This is a genomic window from Streptomyces sp. NPDC056361 (assembly GCF_042262805.1).
Classification (GTDB): domain Bacteria; phylum Actinomycetota; class Actinomycetes; order Streptomycetales; family Streptomycetaceae; genus Streptomyces.
Genome location: NZ_JBHJQI010000060.1, coordinates 1 through 17,543, shown reverse-complemented (window position 1 = coordinate 17,543; position 17,543 = coordinate 1). Strand labels below are relative to the sequence as shown.

At 73.9% G+C, this 17,543-nt stretch carries 17 protein-coding genes; 11 read left to right on the top strand and 6 right to left on the bottom strand.

The genetic code is table 11. The annotated features are described in order from the left end of the window. The first annotated feature begins 15 nt into the window (after window positions 1-15). Together ACFCY7_RS20695 and ACFCY7_RS20690 are read left to right on the top strand one after the other, a co-directional pair. Window positions 16-1,368: an MFS transporter gene (locus ACFCY7_RS20695; protein ID WP_376487141.1), complete on the top strand. Its 1,353-nt coding sequence runs from the start codon at window positions 16-18 to the stop codon at window positions 1,366-1,368. A 96-nt stretch (window positions 1,369-1,464) separates the two neighbouring features. Further along, on the top strand, window positions 1,465-2,880 hold the full coding sequence (locus tag ACFCY7_RS20690; protein WP_376487138.1) for a signaling protein: 1,416 nt from the start codon (window positions 1,465-1,467) through the stop codon (window positions 2,878-2,880). Between the two features lie 42 nt (window positions 2,881-2,922). Here the strand turns inward: ACFCY7_RS20690 and ACFCY7_RS20685 are convergent, their stop codons facing one another. Continuing rightward, entirely contained in the window at window positions 2,923-3,423 is a 501-nt protein-coding gene (locus tag ACFCY7_RS20685) for a GNAT family N-acetyltransferase (RefSeq protein WP_376487136.1), read from the bottom strand. 33 nt (window positions 3,424-3,456) lie between these two features. On the opposite strand from ACFCY7_RS20685, the gene thpR reads away from it, so the two are divergent. Next, window positions 3,457-4,068, top strand: coding sequence for an RNA 2',3'-cyclic phosphodiesterase (gene thpR, locus ACFCY7_RS20680; protein WP_376487133.1), 612 nt, complete (start codon window positions 3,457-3,459; stop codon window positions 4,066-4,068). Window positions 4,069-4,241: 173 nt separating this feature from the next. After that, complete coding sequence (locus tag ACFCY7_RS20675; RefSeq protein ID WP_376487130.1) at window positions 4,242-5,231, top strand: aldo/keto reductase; 990 nt, start codon at window positions 4,242-4,244, stop codon at window positions 5,229-5,231. Window positions 5,232-5,240: 9 nt separating this feature from the next. Here ACFCY7_RS20675 and ACFCY7_RS20670 read toward each other — a convergent pair whose 3' ends face one another. Then, window positions 5,241-5,783, bottom strand: a complete 543-nt coding sequence (locus tag ACFCY7_RS20670) for a MarR family winged helix-turn-helix transcriptional regulator (RefSeq protein WP_376487127.1) — start codon at window positions 5,781-5,783, stop codon at window positions 5,241-5,243. 120 nt (window positions 5,784-5,903) lie between these two features. On the opposite strand from ACFCY7_RS20670, the gene ACFCY7_RS20665 reads away from it, so the two are divergent. Continuing rightward, entirely contained in the window at window positions 5,904-6,305 is a 402-nt protein-coding gene (locus ACFCY7_RS20665; RefSeq protein WP_376487125.1) for a carboxymuconolactone decarboxylase family protein, read from the top strand. Window positions 6,306-6,333: 28 nt separating this feature from the next. Here ACFCY7_RS20665 and ACFCY7_RS20660 read toward each other — a convergent pair whose 3' ends face one another. Both ACFCY7_RS20660 and ACFCY7_RS20655 read right to left on the bottom strand, forming a co-directional pair. Beyond that, window positions 6,334-7,020: a GDSL-type esterase/lipase family protein gene (locus tag ACFCY7_RS20660; RefSeq protein ID WP_376487123.1), complete on the bottom strand. Its 687-nt coding sequence runs from the start codon at window positions 7,018-7,020 to the stop codon at window positions 6,334-6,336. Between the two features lie 106 nt (window positions 7,021-7,126). Next, the gene (locus tag ACFCY7_RS20655) at window positions 7,127-7,999 is read right to left on the bottom strand and encodes an alpha/beta fold hydrolase (protein ID WP_376487121.1); all 873 of its coding nucleotides are present in this window, start codon (window positions 7,997-7,999) and stop codon (window positions 7,127-7,129) included. A gap of 107 nt (window positions 8,000-8,106) precedes the next feature. Between ACFCY7_RS20655 and ACFCY7_RS20650 the strand changes: the two genes are divergently transcribed. After that, entirely contained in the window at window positions 8,107-9,099 is a 993-nt protein-coding gene (locus tag ACFCY7_RS20650; protein ID WP_376487118.1) for a WD40 repeat domain-containing protein, read from the top strand. A gap of 201 nt (window positions 9,100-9,300) precedes the next feature. After that, a complete protein-coding gene (locus tag ACFCY7_RS20645) occupies window positions 9,301-10,269 on the top strand; it encodes a helix-turn-helix domain-containing protein (protein WP_376487116.1) in 969 nt (322 codons plus the stop codon). 72 nt (window positions 10,270-10,341) lie between these two features. On the opposite strand, the gene serC is transcribed toward ACFCY7_RS20645, so the two are convergent. Further along, complete coding sequence (serC, locus tag ACFCY7_RS20640) at window positions 10,342-11,460, bottom strand: phosphoserine transaminase (RefSeq protein WP_376487113.1); 1,119 nt, start codon at window positions 11,458-11,460, stop codon at window positions 10,342-10,344. Between the two features lie 51 nt (window positions 11,461-11,511). Between serC and ACFCY7_RS20635 the strand changes: the two genes are divergently transcribed. The 3 genes from ACFCY7_RS20635 to ACFCY7_RS20625 all read left to right on the top strand — a co-directional run bounded on the left by ACFCY7_RS20635 (window position 11,512) and on the right by ACFCY7_RS20625 (window position 15,944). Then, window positions 11,512-14,382: an FAD-binding and (Fe-S)-binding domain-containing protein gene (locus tag ACFCY7_RS20635; RefSeq protein WP_376487110.1), complete on the top strand. Its 2,871-nt coding sequence runs from the start codon at window positions 11,512-11,514 to the stop codon at window positions 14,380-14,382. Between the two features lie 9 nt (window positions 14,383-14,391). Next, window positions 14,392-15,324, top strand: a complete 933-nt coding sequence (locus ACFCY7_RS20630) for a DUF2199 domain-containing protein (RefSeq protein WP_376487108.1) — start codon at window positions 14,392-14,394, stop codon at window positions 15,322-15,324. 62 nt (window positions 15,325-15,386) lie between these two features. Further along, window positions 15,387-15,944 carry a GNAT family N-acetyltransferase gene (locus ACFCY7_RS20625; RefSeq protein WP_376487106.1) on the top strand — a complete coding sequence of 186 codons (558 nt, stop codon included), beginning with the start codon at window positions 15,387-15,389 and terminating at the stop codon, window positions 15,942-15,944. 83 nt (window positions 15,945-16,027) lie between these two features. On the opposite strand, the gene ACFCY7_RS20620 is transcribed toward ACFCY7_RS20625, so the two are convergent. Further along, a complete protein-coding gene (locus tag ACFCY7_RS20620; RefSeq protein ID WP_376487103.1) occupies window positions 16,028-16,885 on the bottom strand; it encodes a LysR family transcriptional regulator in 858 nt (285 codons plus the stop codon). A 200-nt stretch (window positions 16,886-17,085) separates the two neighbouring features. On the opposite strand from ACFCY7_RS20620, the gene ACFCY7_RS20615 reads away from it, so the two are divergent. Continuing rightward, window positions 17,086-17,543 (top strand): DMT family transporter (locus ACFCY7_RS20615; RefSeq protein WP_376487101.1); only part of this gene is annotated, 458 nt, incomplete at its 3' end.

Here is a 17,543-nt window from a genome sequence, read left to right as displayed (position 1 = left end):
GGAGGCGAACGCACTTTGAGTACGGGACACGGAGCAGACTCCGCACCCGTCCACAAACCCACCCTCGACACCCGTGGGCGGGGAGGAACCCTCTTCGGGGACACCTTCTCCTCGCTCAGGATCCGGAACTACCGGCTGTTCTTCACCGGAGCGATCGTCTCCAACACCGGTACGTGGATGGCCCGGATCACCCAGGACTGGCTGGTCCTGAGCCTCACCGGCTCGGCCGCCGCCGTCGGCATCACGACGGCCCTGCAGTTCCTGCCGATGCTGCTGTTCGGGCTGTACGGCGGTGTGATCGCCGACCGCTACCCGAAGCGGCTCCTGCTCCTCTTCAGCCAGGGCGCCCTCGGACTCTGCGGCCTCGCGCTCGCCGTCCTCACCCTCTCCGGCTCCGTCCAGGTCTGGCACGTCTACCTGATCGCCTTCCTCCTCGGCCTGGTGACCGTCGTCGACAACCCGGCCCGGCAGTCCTTCGTCTCCGAGATGGTCGGCCCGAAGCAGCTGCGCAACGCCGTCTCCCTGAACTCGGCGAACTTCCAGTCCGCGCGGCTCGTCGGCCCCGCCGTCGCCGGTGTCCTCATCGCCGGAGTCGGCAGCGGCTGGGCCTTCCTCCTCAACGGCCTGTCGTTCCTCGCCCCGCTCGTGAGCCTCCTGCTCATGCGGACGAGCGAACTCCACAGGGTGGAGCGCACCCCGCGCGGCAAGGGCCAGCTGAGAGAGGGCCTGCGGTACGTGGCCGGGCGGCCGGACCTCATCTGGCCGATCGTCCTCGTCGGCTTCATCGGCACCTTCGGGTTCAACTTCCCGATCTGGCTCACCGCCTTCTCCGGCGACGTCTTCCACGTCGGCGCCGGCACGTACGGCCTCCTCAACACCCTGATGGCGGCCGGCTCCCTGGTCGGCGCCCTCGCCGCGGCCCGCCGCGGCTCGACCCGGCTGCGGATGCTCGTGATCGCGGCGGCCGTCTTCGGCGTCCTGGAGATCGCGGCGGCCCTGTCGCCCGCGTTCTGGATGTTCGCGCTGCTGCTCGTACCGATCGGCATGATCGGCCTCACGGTGAACGTCACCGCGAACTCGGCCGTCCAGATGGCCACCGACCCGACCATGCGCGGCCGCGTCATGAGCCTCTACATGATGGTCTTCGCCGGCGGCACGCCGATCGGCGCGCCCCTCCTCGGCTGGGTCACCGACACCTACGGCGCCCGCGTCGGCTTCGCGACGGGCGGTGCGATCTCGCTCGCGGCCGCGGTCGTCGTCGGCCTCGTCCTCGCCCGCGTCGGCGGCCTCAAGGTCGCCATGGGCTGGCGCCACGGCCACCCCCAGGTCCGCTTCGTGGCCCGCGAGCGGCTGGCGACGGCGGCGTAGGGGCGTCCCGGGCCCCCCTTGGGCTTTCGCTCGCGCGTGTGAAGATCACCGCACCGTGCAGCTGAAGATCGTGAAAAAAGGGGGGCTTGCACGCCCATGCCACTGACCCGCCGTACCGTCCTGACAGCGTTGGCCGCCACTCCGGTACTCGCTCCCGCGGCCGCCGAGGCCGCCGTACCGCAGGCCGCCGTGCCCCAGGTCGCGCCCGCGACAGCTGCTGCCGCCGCCGTCGCCGAAAGCCTGCCGCCCGGCAGCCTGCCCGAGGGCCACAGGTTCGACCTCGCGGCCGAGCCCGTCGACCTGTTCGGCAAGGAGGTCCTCCTCCACCACACCCGGGTGCACCAGCAGATCGCGTACGACCCGGTGACCGGCCTGGGCTACGCCGTACAGCTGATGAGCGGCGGCCGCCTGCTCCCGGGCGAGACCGGCACGCCGCCGTCCACCACGGAGCGCAACTGCCTGGGCGACCTGTGCGTCAACCAGCTCGCGGCCGACGGCACCGTCCTCGCCGTCATGCACCTGAAGGGCTTCGGCCACGGCGGCGGCCTCGGCGTCGAGCACGTGGACGGCACCCCGTGGCTCTGGCTGGAGACCGACGCGGACCCCGTCACCAGCGGCTTCGCCTACGGCAAGCACATCGGCCGGGTCGCGTTCACGCCCGATGCCGTCGTCAAGGCCGGGAACGCACTCGTCGAGGTGTTCGACCCCGTCCCCGGCGCCACCCACATCACCCCGGCCCTGGACGTCGACCACGGCCGCATCGCGGTGCGCCACGTGTCGTCGACCGGCACCGCGGAGTACCGCGTCTACGAGCTCGAAGCCTTCAAGCGCCACGAATTCACGGTGACGCACGCGTTCCCGGCGAAGTACCGCACCCAGGCCTGGTGCCTGTACGGGAACCTCGTCCACCAGAACGAGGGCAACGCCTACGACGCCGCCACCAACCCGAAGCCGGGCAACTCCTGGTGGAACGTCTACGACATCACCACCGGTGAGGTCATCGAGCGCACCTTCAACACCACCGCCCTCCACCTGGAGCACCGCGAGACCGAAGGCATCACCGTCCGCCGGACGCCCGACGGGCCGCAGCTCGTGTTCGGCTTCGCCACGCAGACGACCCGGCACATGGCCCTCTACGGCATCACCGGCACCATCAGCGGCCCCACCGACCACGTCCCGTGGACCGGCCTGGAGTGGGACGCCGCCGCCTACCCCGCCGCCGGCAGCAGTCACAGCCCGGAGTACCGCCAGTCGGGCAACCGCGTCCACCTCCACCTCCGGGTGAACCGCGCCGGCAACACCGCGTGGGTCAGCGGCGACACGATCCTCACGCTGCCGCCGCACCTCCGCCCCCGGCGCACCCAGGGCATGGTGGGCCAGACGACCGGTGCCGGCGTCACCGGCCCCTTCACCATCCGCTGGGAGGTCACCTCCGACGGCGCGCTGCGCGTCTACGACGAGCGGGGGATCAAGGGCTGGATCGGCCTGGACGCCGGGTTCTTCCTCAGCTGACCGCGCGCCCGTCCGGACGCACGCCCACCGAGCGGCGGGCCCTCACACCCGCCGCTCCAGCACCTGCCCCGGCCACTCGCCGACCGCGAACGCCTCGGTGCGGGTGAAGCCCCGGTCCTCGTAGTACGCGATCAGCCGGCCCTCGCTGCCGGCGAAGCAGTCCACCCGGAGCAGGGAGACGCCCTGCCGCCGGGTCTCCGCCACCGCGTGCTCCAGGAGCGCCGCGCCCACCCCGTGGCCGTGGAAGCGCGCGTCGGTCGCGAGGAGGCGGACGTACACCTCGGGCTCGCCGGCCGGCGCGACGTACCGGCCGGGGTGCGGGGTCAGGGTCATCGTGCCCGCCGGTACGCCGTCGATCTCGACGATCCACGGGTCGCCCTCGCCCATCGTCCGCTCGACCTGCTCCACCGCCGCGGGCCGTCCGGAGAAGGACTCGGTGCCCCACTGGGCGGTGATCCCCTTGCCGTTCAGCCACACCACGGCGCTGTCGAGAATCGCGAGTATCGCGGGGAGGTCGTCGGCCCCGCCCTTACGGATCTTCATGCCGCCGAGGCTAGTCGCTGTCAGACTCTCCCCATGAGGCTCTTCGCCGCGGTCCTGCCGCCCCCGGAGCGGCTGGCCGAGCTCGGACACGTCGTCGACCGGCTGCACCGGCTCCCGGGGGCCGACGGGCTGCGCTGGACGGCGCGGCCCGGGTGGCACCTCACGCTCGCCTTCATGGGGGAGGTGGACGAGGAGCTGCTGCCGGAGCTGCGGGAGCGGCTGGCCAGGGCCGCGCACCGGACGCCGCCGTTCGCGCTGCGGCTGCACGGCGGCGGCCACTTCGGGCGGCGGGCGCTGTGGACGGGCGTCGCCGGGGGCCTGGACGAGCTGCGGCTGCTGGCCGAGCGCGCGGACGCCGCCGCGCGGCGGGCGGGGGTCGCGATGGAGGAGCACCGCCGCTACCAGGCGCACCTGACGCTCGCGCGGGCGCGGACGGACGAGGTGGACCTGCGCCCGTTCCAGGACGAGCTGGGCACCTTCGAGGGCGGCCGCTGGGAGGTCGCCGAGCTGGCGCTCGTGCGGTCGAACCTGCCGGTGAGCGGGGTGCGGGGCGAGCAGCCGCGGTACGAGAAGGTCGGCGGCTGGCCCCTGGAGGGGGCGGAGGGCGGCCGGGCCGGGGGCGGGCGGCCCGGACGGGCGGGTTAACCTCGTCGGGTGGACCCGAAGACCCGTAACCGGATCATGGCCGGCGTGCTCGTACTGATGTTCGCGATCATCGCGGTGGCGTCGCTGGCCGGACAGTAGCCCCCCGTACCCGCTGCCCAGGGCGTGGGAATGCCCTTGCTTCGAGCGCACTCGAAGCAGTTGGCTTGACCTCCATGGAGTACACGCAGCTCGGACGCACCGGACTCAAGGTCAGCCGACTCGTCCTCGGGACGATGAACTTCGGACCGCAGACGGACGAACCCACCAGCCACGCCATCATGGACACGGCGCTGGACGCGGGCCTCAACTTCTTCGACACCGCCAACGTGTACGGGTGGGGTGAGAACAAGGGGCGGACCGAGGAGATCGTCGGCTCCTGGTTCGCCAAGGGCGACGGCCGCCGCGACCGGACCGTCCTCGCCACCAAGGTCTACGGGAACATGGGCACCGACGGCGACGCCTGGCCCAACCACGACAAGCTCTCGGCGCTGAACATCCGCCGCGCGGTCGAGGCCAGCCTCAAGCGGCTCGGCACCGACTACATCGACGTCTACCAGTTCCACCACATCGACCGCGCGACGCCCTTCGAGGAGATCTGGCAGGCCGTCGACGTCCTGATCCAGCAGGGCAAGGTCCTCTACGCGGGCTCCTCGAACTTCCCCGGCTACAAGATCGCCCAGGCCAACGAGACCGCCGCCCGCCGCGGCTCCGTCGGCCTCGTCAGCGAGCAGTGCCTCTACAACCTCTTCGAGCGGCGCGCGGAGATGGAGGTCATCCCGGCCGCCCAGGAGTACGGCCTCGGGGTCATCCCCTGGTCCCCGCTGCACGGCGGCCTGCTCGGCGGCGTCCTCAAGAAGGAAGCCGAGGGCAAGCGCCGCACGGAGGGCCGTGCCGCCGCCACCCTCGCCGACCCGGCCGCCCGCGCGAAGCTCCAGGCCTACGAGGACCTGCTCGACAAGCACGGCCTCGCGCCCGGCGAGACGGCCCTCGCCTGGCTGCTCACCCGCCCCGGCGTCACCGGCCCGATCGTCGGCCCGCGCACCCCCGAGCAGCTCGCCGGCGCGCTGCGCGCCCTGGAGACCGAGCTGAGCGACGAGGTCCTGGCCGGCCTCGACGAGGTCTTCCCCGGCCCCGGTCCGTCGCCGGAGGCCTTCGCCTGGTGAGGTAGGGACTCAGGGGGTGCCGAGCCAGCTGGTGGCGTCCAGGCGGAACGCCGTCTCCGCGGGGACGACGTTCCGCAGGGCGCCTTCCAGGTCGCGGACGCGGTCCGCGCCGAGGGCCGCGACCCACTCCGCGCGCAGTTCGTCGAAGATCGCGGCGGAGCGGGCGAGCGCCGCGTACCCGCGCGGCGTGAGGTGGACGAGTTTGCGGCGGGCGTCGGCCGGGTCGTCGGCGCGCTCGGCGTAGCCGAGGGCGAGCAGCCGGTCGACGGTCTTGCCCGCGGCCTGCTTGGAGACGCCGAGGCGCCGCCCGATCTCGCTGGCGGTGGCCCCCTGGGTGCCGACGGCCTGCATGGCGAAGCCGTGCGCGGGGCGCAGGTCGGGGTGGCCCTCGGCGGCGAGGCGGGCGTGCAGCCGGTCGATGAGCGTGCGGAAGCCGCCGAAGAGGAGCAGGGGAAGCTCGTAGCCGGGGCCGTCGGCGGGCGGCGTACGGGGATCACCCTTGCCGATATCGACAACCTGGTTTACGTTTTCTCCAGCGACATGGTCAACCATGTTGTCGATTCTACGTCCACGCACCACGCACACGCATCCACGCCCAGGCATCCAGGGGGAACCGCCTTGTCCGCACCCGTCTCCGCACCTGTCTCCGTCCCTGCCTCCGTCCCCGCCGACATGTCCGCTCGCGCCGCCGCCGCCGTCGCCCTCCTCAAGGAGTCCCCGGAGACCCTCGACGGCTTCCTCAAGCTGAGCGCGATCTTCGAGTCCACCACGCTCGACCCGCACTCCCGGGAGACGGTCGTCCTGACCGTCGCCGAGCGCAACCAGTGCCACCTGTGCGTCGACATGCACGAGGCCAAGATGGCCGCGCTCGGTCCGGCACCCGACCCCGAACGCCTCGCGGCCGTACGGACGTTCACCCTCCGGGTGCTCGCCTCCTCCGGTGCCGTCGGCGACGCGGACCTGGCCGCCTTCGAGGAGGCCGGCTACACCCGCCGCAATGCCCTGGAGGTCGTCCTCGGGGTGGGCACGTACACCCTCTCCACCTTCGCGAACCGCCTCACCCGCGCGGCCTGACCCCTGCGGCCGACCCGCCCGCGGGCGCTCAGCCGGAGTACGGGCCGCCGAGGCCCCAGGCCTGGTGCATCGCGTCGGCGAAGGCGGCGGCCAGCTTGTGCTCGCCGGTGGGGCCCGGGTGGGTGCCGTCGTAGGTGTCGGTCGCCAGGTCGTACGACTCGGGGATCGTCGCGAGCAACAGGGGGGAAGCGGCCGTGTCCAGGTCGGCGACGGCCTTGGCGAGGAGCTCGTTGAAGCGGGCGCACTCGGCCGCGAAGGGGGCGTCGTAGCCGGCGCGGACGTTGGGGATGACCGGCAGGAGGACGGCCCGCACGTGCGGGTTCGCCGCCCGCGCGGCCGCGACGAACGCCCGGACGTTCTCCTCCGTCTGGTCGCTGTTCGTGTAGAACCCGAGGTCGATCAGGCCCAGGGAGATCAGCAGGACGTCCGCGCCCGTGGCCGTGACCGTCTCGCCGATCACCGGCGCCATGTGCAGCCAGCCCTCGCCCCAGCCGGCCAGATGACGCCGCGCAGCGGCGGGGAAGTCCGGGTCCGCGTAGGCCTCGACGCCGTCCGGCGCGTCGGCGGCCGCCGGGTCGTAGAGCCCGGTACGCGGGCCCACGATCTCGTACCCCCCGGGAAGCACGGCCTCCAGGTGCCGCCACATCCGGTGACGCCAGGTCCAGTCGCCGACGCGTCCGATGGTCATGCTGTCGCCGACGAACAGAAAACGCATGGTCACATCATCGCGGACCGCGTCCCGGCGCTGCGACGTGATCCGGGACACGGGGCGCCGGGGCCGGCCCGGCGGCCCGAGGCCCCGTGCGCCCCCGCGCCCGGGCCTACGCCGTCACGAACGCGCCGACCGTCTCCGCGAACCACTCCGGGTCGTCGTGCCACGGGAAGTGCCCGGCGCCCGCCAGGACGGCGAGCTCGGCCTTCGGGAAGAGGCCCGCGTACGCGGTCGCCGTCGGCACCGGGGTGTTCGCGTCGCCCTCGCCGGCGACGACGAGGACCGGCCGGTCGAAGGCCGCGAACGCCGCGCGGGTGGCTTCCGGTTCGTAGGCGCCCTCGCCGCCGTAGAGGGCCGCGCCCGCGGCGTTCCGCTGCCGGTCGTCGGCGGCGTGCCGTTCCCGTGCCGCCGCGTCCCAGGTGCCGTGGAAGAACGGCGCGATCGCCGCGAAGGCCGCCGCGGAACCGCGTCCGGCCGCGAGCTCCTGGAGCGCCGCGTACGCCTCGGGGAACCACGGCTCCGCCGCGCGCCACGGCTGCCGGGCGGCGGCGAGCCGCTCCTCGCCGCTCGTGTCGAGACCGGGCGCCGCCGCGCCGGGCGTGACCAGCACGAGCCGGCCGACGCGCGCCGCGTGCCGGGTGACGTACAGCGCGGCCAGGTTCGCGCCCGCCGAGTGCCCGAGCACGTCGACGGTGTCCAGGCCCAGGTGCGCGCGCAGCGCCTCCACGTCCTCGACGAGCCGGTCGCAGCGGTACGACGCGGGGTCGGCCGGCGTCGCGGAGGCGCCCGTGCCCCGGAGGTCGAGGCGGACCAGCGGCCGGCGGGCGGCCAGGCCGCCGAGGTCGCCCAGATAGGCGGAGTCCTGGAGCGGACCGCCCGGGAGGCAGAGCAGCGGCGAACCGGAACCGGAGTCGGAGCCGGAGTCGGAACCGGAGAAGTGATAGGCGAGTTCCGTGCCGTCGGGCGCGGTGAAAGTGGGCATGCGCGCGACCATGGCAGGGCCTCCCTCGCAGGTCAACAGGGTTTCGCCGACGACGGACGCGCCGCACCGCCCGGCGTCCGCAGCACCGTCGTGGCAGGCTTGGGCCCATGCGATCCGTTCTGTGCGCCCTCGGCGCGGCGGCGGCCCTGGTGCTGCTCCCGGCCGGCCATGCCCATGCCGAAGGACAGGAACCCGACCGGGACTTCACGATCGAGGACCCCCGGATCACCGAGTCCAGCGGCCTCGCCGCGAGCCGCGCCCACCCGGGGATCTACTGGACGCACAACGACCAGGACGCGCCCCTGATCTACGGCATCGACTCCCGTACGGGGAAGACGGTCGCGACCCTGACGATGAAGGGCGTCGGCACGCCCCGCGACATGGAGGCGATCTCCGTCGGCCCGGACGGCGACATCTACGTCGGCGACATCGGCGACAACCTCGACGGCTCCTGGAACCACGTCTGGATCTACCGCTTCCCCGAACCGAAGGTCCTGAAGGACCAGACGGTGACGGCGACCCAGTACGACGTGAAGTACGCCGACGGGCCGCGCAACGCCGAGGCGATGATGGTCCACCCGAAGACCGGCCGGGTCTACATCGCCAGCAAGAACGAGGACGGCGGCGGCCTCTACGCCGGCCCCGACCGCCTCTCCGCGTCAGCCACGAACGTCTTCCGCCGCGTCGACGAGGTCCCGTGGGTCACCGACGGCGCGTTCTCCCCGGACGGCGACCGGCTCGTCCTGCGCGGCTACTTCAGCGCCAAGGAGTACGCCTGGAAGGACGGCCGCCTCGGCGACGACGGCACCTCCGCCGGAGCGCCCTTCCAGGGTCAGGCGGAGTCGGTGACGTACACCCCGGACGGCTCGGCCTTCATGTTCGGCTCCGAGGGTCGCGGCAGCCGGGTGGTGCGGGTGGACCGGCCGGACGCCGGCCGCCCGTCGGGCAAGCCGACGGAGGCGGCTCCGGGCGGTGCGCCGAAGTCCCCCTCGGCGTCCGCCACCGAGGGCGAGCAGGGCAACGTCACGACCGGCTTCCTCGTCCTCGCCGGCGCCACCGTCCTCGTGGTCGGCGTCAAGCGCCTGCTGCGCAGGAGCTGACCCGGAAGCAAGGGCCGGCGGCCTCACCCGCCCCCGCGCCCGTACGCTCCACCGCACCGATGCGCGGCACCGCGGGCGCGAGCAACCGCGTGCGCGGCACCGCGGGCGCGAACAACCGCCGAGTTCGGACGAGTTGGCCGATACCGCGCTGTTGCGCCGCCCGCAGGGTGTCCACTATGAGCGTGGACACATCACTGGGGGGTGAGGGTGAAGGCATCGGTCTCCACCACCAGCGTCAGCGCGCGCGACGGCTTCGAATGGTGGGCCCACATGGTCGGCGACCTGGTCATGCCGGTGTCGATCACCAGCCCGTACGCCGACCGTTTCCAGGGCTCCGCCACCGCGATCGCGCTCGTCGACACCGACGTCTCCTGCTTCGCCTTCTCCCCGATGTCCGCGCGGCGGGCCGCCGCCCACATCCGGCGCGCGGACCCGGAGCAGTACTTCCTCTTCCTCGTCCACGGCAGCCCCATCGGCATCGAGCAACGCCGCAACAACTCCCTGCTCACCGCCGGGGACATGGCGCTCTTCGACACCTCCCACCCGCTGGACTGCGAGTTCCGCGACGAGGGGCGGCTCTCGCGGGTCAGCCTGCTGCGACTGCCCCGGGCGGCCATGCCGCTCGGGCAGGACCTGGCGGACCGGCTGCTCGGCACCGCGCTGCCCTCGCGGACCGGATCCGGGGCGCTGCTCGCCGCCTACCTGAACGGGCTCCGCGCCCAGGCCGACCGGTGCGAACCCGCCGAACTGCGACGCCTCGGCGGCATCGCGCTCGACCTCGCCGCCACCTTCCTCGCCGCCGCGGGCGACAGCCCCGCCCCGCTGTCGGCCGAGACCCGGCAACAGGTCCTGCGCGCCCGCATCCGCACCTTCATCGACCACCACCTGTCCGACCCCGACCTGGCACCGGCGGCCATCGCGGCCCACCACCACATCTCCGTCCGCCTGCTCCACCAGCTCTTCCGCGACGAGCCGGAGACCGTCGGCGCCACCATCCGGCGCCGCCGCCTCGAACGCTGCCGGGCGGACCTCGCCGACCCGGAGCTCCGCCACCACGGCGTCGGCGAGATCGCGAGCCGCTGGGGCTTCCGGCACCAGGCCGACTTCAGCCGCGCCTTCCGCCGCGCGTACGGCATGGCCCCCAGCGACCACCGGCGCGGGAGCCGCTGACCCCCGGGCGGTACGCCGAAGGGCCCGGCGCGGACGATGTCCGACGCCGGGCCCTCCGTACGGAACCGGGTGTTACAGCTTCTCGATCACGTAGTCGATGCAGGCCGTCAGCGCCCGCACGTCCGCCGGGTCGATCGCCGGGAACATCGCGATGCGCAGCTGGTTGCGGCCCAGCTTGCGGTACGGCTCGGTGTCCACGATGCCGTTGGCGCGCAGCACCTTGGCGACGGCGGCCGCGTCGACCTCGTCCGCGAAGTCGATCGTGCCGATGACCTGCGAGCGCTTCGCCGCGTCCGTGACGAACGGCGACGCGTACTTGGACTCCTCGGCCCAGCCGTACAGCGCGTCCGAGGACTCCTTCGTCCGGGCCACGGCCCAGTCGAGACCGCCCTGGCCGTTGATCCACTTCAGCTGCTCGTTGAGCAGGAAGAGGGTCGAGAGCGCCGGGGTGTTGTACGTCTGGTTCTTCAGCGAGTTGTCGATCGCCGTCGGCAGGGAGAAGAACTCCGGGACGTGGCGGCCGGACGCGTGGATCCGCTGCGCCCGCTCCAGGGCGGCCGGGGAGAAGGCCGCGAGCCACAGGCCGCCCTCGGCGGCGAAGGACTTCTGCGGGGCGAAGTAGTAGACGTCCGTCTCGGTGATGTCGACCGGCAGGCCGCCCGCACCGGAGGTCGCGTCGACCAGGACGAGCGCACCCTCGTCGGCGCCGGCGACCCGCTTGATCGGGGCGGCGACACCGGTGGAGGTCTCGTTGTGGGTGTACGCGTAGACGTCGACGCCCGCCTCGGCCACCGGCTCCGGGTGCGTACCCGGGTCGGAGGACACCACGGTCGGGTCCGCGAGCCACGGCGCCAGCTTGGCGGCCTTCGCGAACTTCGACGAGAACTCGCCGAAGGTGAGGTGCTGGGACTTGTTCTCGATCAGACCGTGGGTCGCGACGTCCCAGAAGGCGGTGGAGCCGCCGTTGCCCAGGATCACCTCGTAACCCTCGGGAAGCGAGAACAGGTCACTGATGCCGGAACGTACCTCGCCGACCAGGTTCTTGACCGGAGCCTGGCGGTGGGACGTGCCGAGGAGGGAGGTGCCGGTGGCGGCCAGGGCGTCCAGCGCCTCCGTACGCACCTTGGAGGGGCCCGCGCCGAAACGGCCGTCGGCGGGCTTGATGTCAGCGGGAATCTGGATATCAGCCACGAGGCGGAGAGTATCGGGTCCGGAAGGGGCCGGTCGCCCGATGTCCGCCGGATGAGACGAGTACTGGGACATCCTGGCCTTGTGGGAACACACCAGGAACACGCGTCCGACCTCGCCGCCGACCTCCGCGCCGCCGTCGCCGGAGACGTCGACTTCTCCGCCACCGCCAGGGCCCTGACGACCATGGACGCCTCCAACTACCGCCGCGTTCCCGCCGGTACGGTCGCCCCGCGCGACGCCGCCGACGTCGCGGCGGCCCTGGAGGTGTGCCGTGCCCACGGCGTCACCCCGGTCGTCGCCCGAGGCGCCGGGACCTCGATCGGAGGCCAGGCGACCGGCACCGGCGTGGTGCTCGACCTCACACGGCACATGGGCGGGATCGTCTCCCTCGACCCGGAGGACCGCACCGCCGTCGTCCGCCCGGGGCTCGTCCTCGACCGGCTGCGGGACGCGGCCCGCCCCCACGGCCTCACCTTCGGCCCCGACCCCTCCACCCACAGCCGCTGCACCCTCGGCGGCATGATCGGCAACAACGCGTGCGGGGCGCACTCCGTCGCCTGGGGGACCACCGCGGACAACGTGCGCTCCCTCGACGTGGTGACCTACCGGGGCGCGGAGTTGACGCTCGGCCCCGGCGGACAGGGCGCCCCGCCCGGCCTCCTCGACCTCGTCGACCGGAACCTCGCCCTGCTCAGGACCGGCTACCCGGCCGGCCTCCCCCGCCGCATCTCCGGCTACGCCCTCGACGCCCTCCTCCCCGAACGGGGCGTCGACGTCACCCGCTCCTTCTGCGGCACCGAAGGCACCCTCGGCGTGATCACCCGGGCGACCGTCGCCCTCGTCCCCCTCCCGAACGAACCCGTCCTCGTCGTCCTCGGCTACGCCGACGAGACCGCCGCGGCCGACGCCGCCGCGGGACTGCTCCCGTACGGGCCGCTGACCGTCGAGGGCATGGCCGCCGACCTCGTCCAGGGCGCGGCGGGACTGCCCCGGGGCGCCGCCTGGCTCTTCTGCGAGGTCGACGGAGAGGGGCCCGCCCGCGCCCTCGTCCGCGCCGCCGACCCGATCGACGCCGTCGTCGTCGGCGACCCGGCCGGGCAGCGGGCCCTGTGGCGGATCCGGGAGGACGCGGCGGGGACGGCGACCCGGATGCCCGGAGGCCCCTCGGGCCCCGGGGGCGAGGCCTGGCCCGGCTGGGAGGACTGCGCGGTGCCACCCGCCCGGCTCGGCGCGTACCTCCGCGACTTCCGCGCCCTCCTGACCGAATTCGGCCTCCGGGGAGTCCCGTACGGGCACTTCGGCGACGGCTGCGTCCACGTCCGCATCGACTTCGACCTCTGGACCGACCGCGGCGTACGCGACTTCCGCCGCTTCTCCGAAGCCGTCGCCGACCTCGTCGTCGCCCACGGCGGCTCCCTCTCCGGCGAACACGGCGACGGCCAGGCCCGCGCCGAACTCCTCCCGAAGATGTACGGCGACGAACTCGTCGCCCTCTTCGGCGCCGTCAAGGACGTCTGGGACCCGGACGGCGGACTCAACCCGGGCGTGCTGGTCCGCCCGAAGCCCCTGGACTCCGGCCTCCGCTTCGAAGGCCTCCCGCTCGTCGGCCTCGGCCGCGAGGCCGCCCGCTGCGTGGGCGTCGCCAAATGCCGCGTCGAAGGACCGAGTTCCGGCCCGGGCGTGATGTGCCCCTCGTACCGGGCCACCGGGGAGGAGAAGCACTCCACCCGAGGCCGCGCCCGACTCCTCCACGAGATGGCCCTCGGCGAGGTCGTCACCGACGGCTGGCGCTCCCAGGAGGTCCGCGAAGCCCTCGACCTCTGCCTCTCCTGCAAGGGCTGCCGCAGCGACTGCCCGGTCGGCGTCGACATGGCCGCCTACAAGGCCGAATTCCTCCACCACCACTACGCGGGCCCCACGGGCGCCTGGCGCCGGCCCCGCTCCCACTGGACGATGGGCCGCCTCCCGCGCTGGCTCGACCTCTTCGGCCGCGGCCTGAACACGGCGATGCGGCTGCCCTTCGCGGCACGGTTCGCCGGGGTCACCCCCGAGCGGACCATGCCCAGGGTCGCCGCGCAGACCTTCGTGTCCTGGTTCGCCGAACGCGCCTCCGACCGGCCACCCGCCCTGACCCTCTGGCCCGACACCTTCACGAACCACCTCGCCCCGGAGGTGGGACAGGCCGCCGTCCGCGTCCTGGAGGACGCCGGCCTCGGCGTCGAACTCCCCCCGGGCCGCGTCTGCTGCGGCCTCACCTACGTCTCGACCGGACAGCTGGGCGCGGCCCGGAAGGTGATGCGGAGGGCGCTCGACGTGACGGGGGAGTCGAACGCCCCGGTCGTCGTCCTCGAACCCTCCTGCGCCGCCACGCTCCGCACCGACCTCCCCGAACTCCTTCCCGACGACCCTCGGGCGGCGCGCCTCGCCGCCTCGGTCCGCACCTTCGCCGAGGCCCTGGAGACCCTCGCCCCCGACTGGACCCCACCCCGCCTCGACCGCCCCGTCACCGGCCAGACCCACTGCCACCAGCACGCCGTCCTCGGCGACACCCCCGACCGCCGCCTCCGCACCCGCGCCGGCCTCACCGGCGACCTCGCCGGCGGCTGCTGCGGCCTCGCCGGCAACTTCGGCTTCGAACCCGGCCACTACGACGTCTCCGTCGCCTGCGCCGAAGACCAGCTCCTCCCCGCCCTGGCGGCCGCACCCCCCGACACCGCCGTCCTCGCCGACGGCTTCTCCTGCCGCACCCAGATCGCCGACCTCACCGGCCACCGCGGCCGCCACCTGGCCGAGCTGCTGGCGGAGGCGCTGGCCGAGGGGCTGGGCGAGACGCGGCCGGGCGACCGGCCGGCCGGCGGAGGGCCGGCCGGCGGAGGGCCGTCGTCCGGGCGCCGCACCGACCGCCGGGACCGGCCCGAATAGAGTGCGGGAATGAGCACCGAGACCCCCTCCCCTTCCTGTTCGTGCTGCGGCGAGCCCCTCGCCGACGAGCGGCGGATCGACATCCGGTTCGGGCTGCCGGACGCGGCACTCGGGACGCCCGAGGAGGCGCGGCGGACGCCGGGACCGGACGCGCTGCTCGCGGTGGACGGGGTGGGGTGCTTCGTGCGGTGCCTGCTGCCGCTGAAGCTCGGCGGGGACACCGAACTCGTCCTCGGGACCTGGCTCGAGGTCGACGAGGAGACGCTCCGGCGGACGGCCGCCGTCTGGTACGACGAGGCCGCCTACCCCGACCTCGTCGTCCGCGGACGGCTCGCCAACGCCGTCCAGCCGTGGGGCGAGGAGGCCCTCGGCCTGGAGATGACGGGGCGGATCGCGGACCCCGACGAGCTGCCGTACCTCGTGGAGGGGCACGGGCCGACCGCCGTCCGGCTGCTCGGCGACGTCTGGGACCGGGACCACGTCCTGGAGCGCTTCCCGACGCCGCTGCCCGTCGCGGTCCGGACCGACCTCGGCGACGGCTGGTCGGTGGAGCGCAGCGCGGGACTCTCGGCGCGGTTCGCCGACGGGGCGGACCAGTTCGCGGGCCCCGACCGCAGCGCGGCCGTCGCGCTCTTCCAGGACGACCGGGCCGACCGCACCGCCGAGGACTTCCTCACCGCGCTCCTCGACCGCGCGCCCGAGGTCCCGGCCGCGCAGCGCCACACCGAGCGGCTGCCGGACGGAGGCGTGCGGCACGCCTTCTGGTGCACGCCGGCGGACACCGGACGCGGACGGCACGAGTTCACCGCGTACGCGGTCGACACCGACGGTTCCGCCGCCGGGCTGTACTGCTCGCACGAGGACGCCGCCGCGCACACCTGGGCCGGCCACGTCTGGCGCTCCCTCCGACGGCACGAACCCGCCCCGGCTCCCACCGCCTGACGGGCCCGCACCGCATCGCCCGACTCCCCTCGCGCGGCGGGGCGCCCGGATACGCTCGCACGATGGAGCGGTCACCCTTCCCGTACGACCGGCTCGTCCTGCGCGAGCTGGAACCCGGTGACGTCACCGCGGTCCACGGCATCTACGGCTCTCCCGCGGCGACCGAGCACCTGAGCTTCACCCCGCGATCGGTGGCGGAGGTCCGGGCGATCGTCGACCGGTCGCGCGAGTCGGCGCGGGCCGTTCCCCGGCAGGAGTACGCGCTCGGCGTCGTCGAGCGGTCCACGGACGAGCTCGTCGGCTTCGGCCGCCTCGCGCTCGACCCGCACCAGCAGCGGGCCGCCACCCTGGGCTTCGCGCTGCGCCCCGCGTCGTGGGGCGTCGGCTACGGCCGTGAGACCGTCGGCCTCCTCCTCGCCCTGGCCTTCGGCGAACTCGGCCTCCACCGCGTCTGGGCCGCCCGCGCGCCCCTCAACACCGCCTCCGCCCGCACCCTGCTCGCCGCCGGGATGACGGAGGAGGGCCGCATCCGGGGGCACGTGCACGTCCGGGGCGCCTGGCGCGACTCGATCACGTACGGGATCCTCCGCGAGGAGTGGGACGGGCGCGCATCCCACTGACTCCCGCGCGGCCGGGGCGGATGCGGTCCCGGCCCGGGTCCGGGTCCGCCGGTGATCCCGCGCGAGCGCGGCGAGGGGCCGGGTCAGGTTCCGCCGACGATGTCCCGGGCCATCGCGACCAGCGCGCCCGTCGCCGGGTGGGGGAACGCGTCGCGCCAGGCCAGGACGACGGGGAGGGCGGGGGCGTCGGGGAGGGGGCGGTAGGTGACGCCCGGGTGGGGGTGGAGGGTGGCGGTGGAGGCGGAGGAGACGCCGATGCCGCGGGCGGCGGCGATGGCGGTGAGCCAGTCGTCGGTGTTGGCGACGGTGAGGGTCGCGGAGGGACGGGCGGTCGGGGGCCAGAGGGCGAGGGTGGTCGTGCCGGAGACGGTGTTGAGGACGACGGTCTCGCCGGTGAGGTCGGCGAGGGCGAGCCGGGGCCGGTCGGCGAGCGGGTGGTCGGCGGGGAGGGCCGCGACACGGTGCTCGGTGGTGAGCTCCTCGGTGACCAGGCCCGGCGCGTCCACCGGACCGCGCAGCAGCGCCGCGTCGACGTCGCCCCGCGCGAGGCCCGCGGTGCGGTCGTCGACGCGGAGGAGTTCGAGGGGCGTCTCGGGATGCTCGCGCTGCCAGCGCCGGAGCAGGGGAGTGGTGTACGGGCCGAACGCCGACCAGGCGTGCCCGAGCCGCAGCGGCCGGTGGCGGAGCCGCGCCGGGTCGACGGCGTCCTCGAAGGCCGCGAGTGCCGCGCCGGCCCGGTCCAGGAACGCGCGGCCCTCGGCGGTCAGCGCGAGGTGGTGGGTGGACCGGTCGACGAGGCGCGCGCCGAGGTGCTGTTCGAGCGCGGCGAGAGTACGGGACACCGCGGGCTGCGTCAGGTGGAGCCGGGCGGCCGCCCTGGTCAGACTGGATTCCTCGGCGATGGCGAGGAAGCAGCGGAGGTGACGCAGCTCGATGCTCATGCGTCGGGAGCATAACCGCAGGGCAATCGGCATTTCCGGTGCCGCGCGGGGGCTCGTAGCGTGAGTGGTGAGGGGGGAGGGGGAATCAGGAGGACGGCCCACCTGGAGTGCATTATTCTGAACTAGTGGTTCAGTTTCATGGACTTCTTGATCAACTTGATCGACGGGTCGTGTGGAGTCGTCGTACAGAGGAGTAGTCGGTGGACAGTCCGGTCAAGGATGTGGTCGCCCCGGTCGCCGCTGCCGTCGCGGGTCCCGCCCCGGTCGCGAACGTCGCGGAAGCCGGGTCGCCAGGTGCCGGTCTCGCCGGGCGGGGAATCGCGGGGCGCCGTCTCGGGCCCGTCGCGCTCGTCGTCGCGGGCGGGCTCTCCGTGCAGTTCGGGTCCGCCGTCGCCGTGCTGCTCATGCCGCGCGCCGGGGCCCTCGGGGTCGTCACCCTGCGCCTCGTCCTCGCGGCGGCCGTGCTGCTGGTCGTCTGCCGGCCCAAGGTCCGCGGCTACGGCCGCGCGGACTGGGGCACGGTCCTCGTCTTCGGTGCCGCCATGGCGGCGATGAACATCCTCTTCTACCAGGCCGCGGACCGGATACCGCTGGGCGCCGCCGTGACGCTGGAGGTCCTCGGCCCGCTGATCCTCTCGGTGGTCGCCTCCCGCCGGCC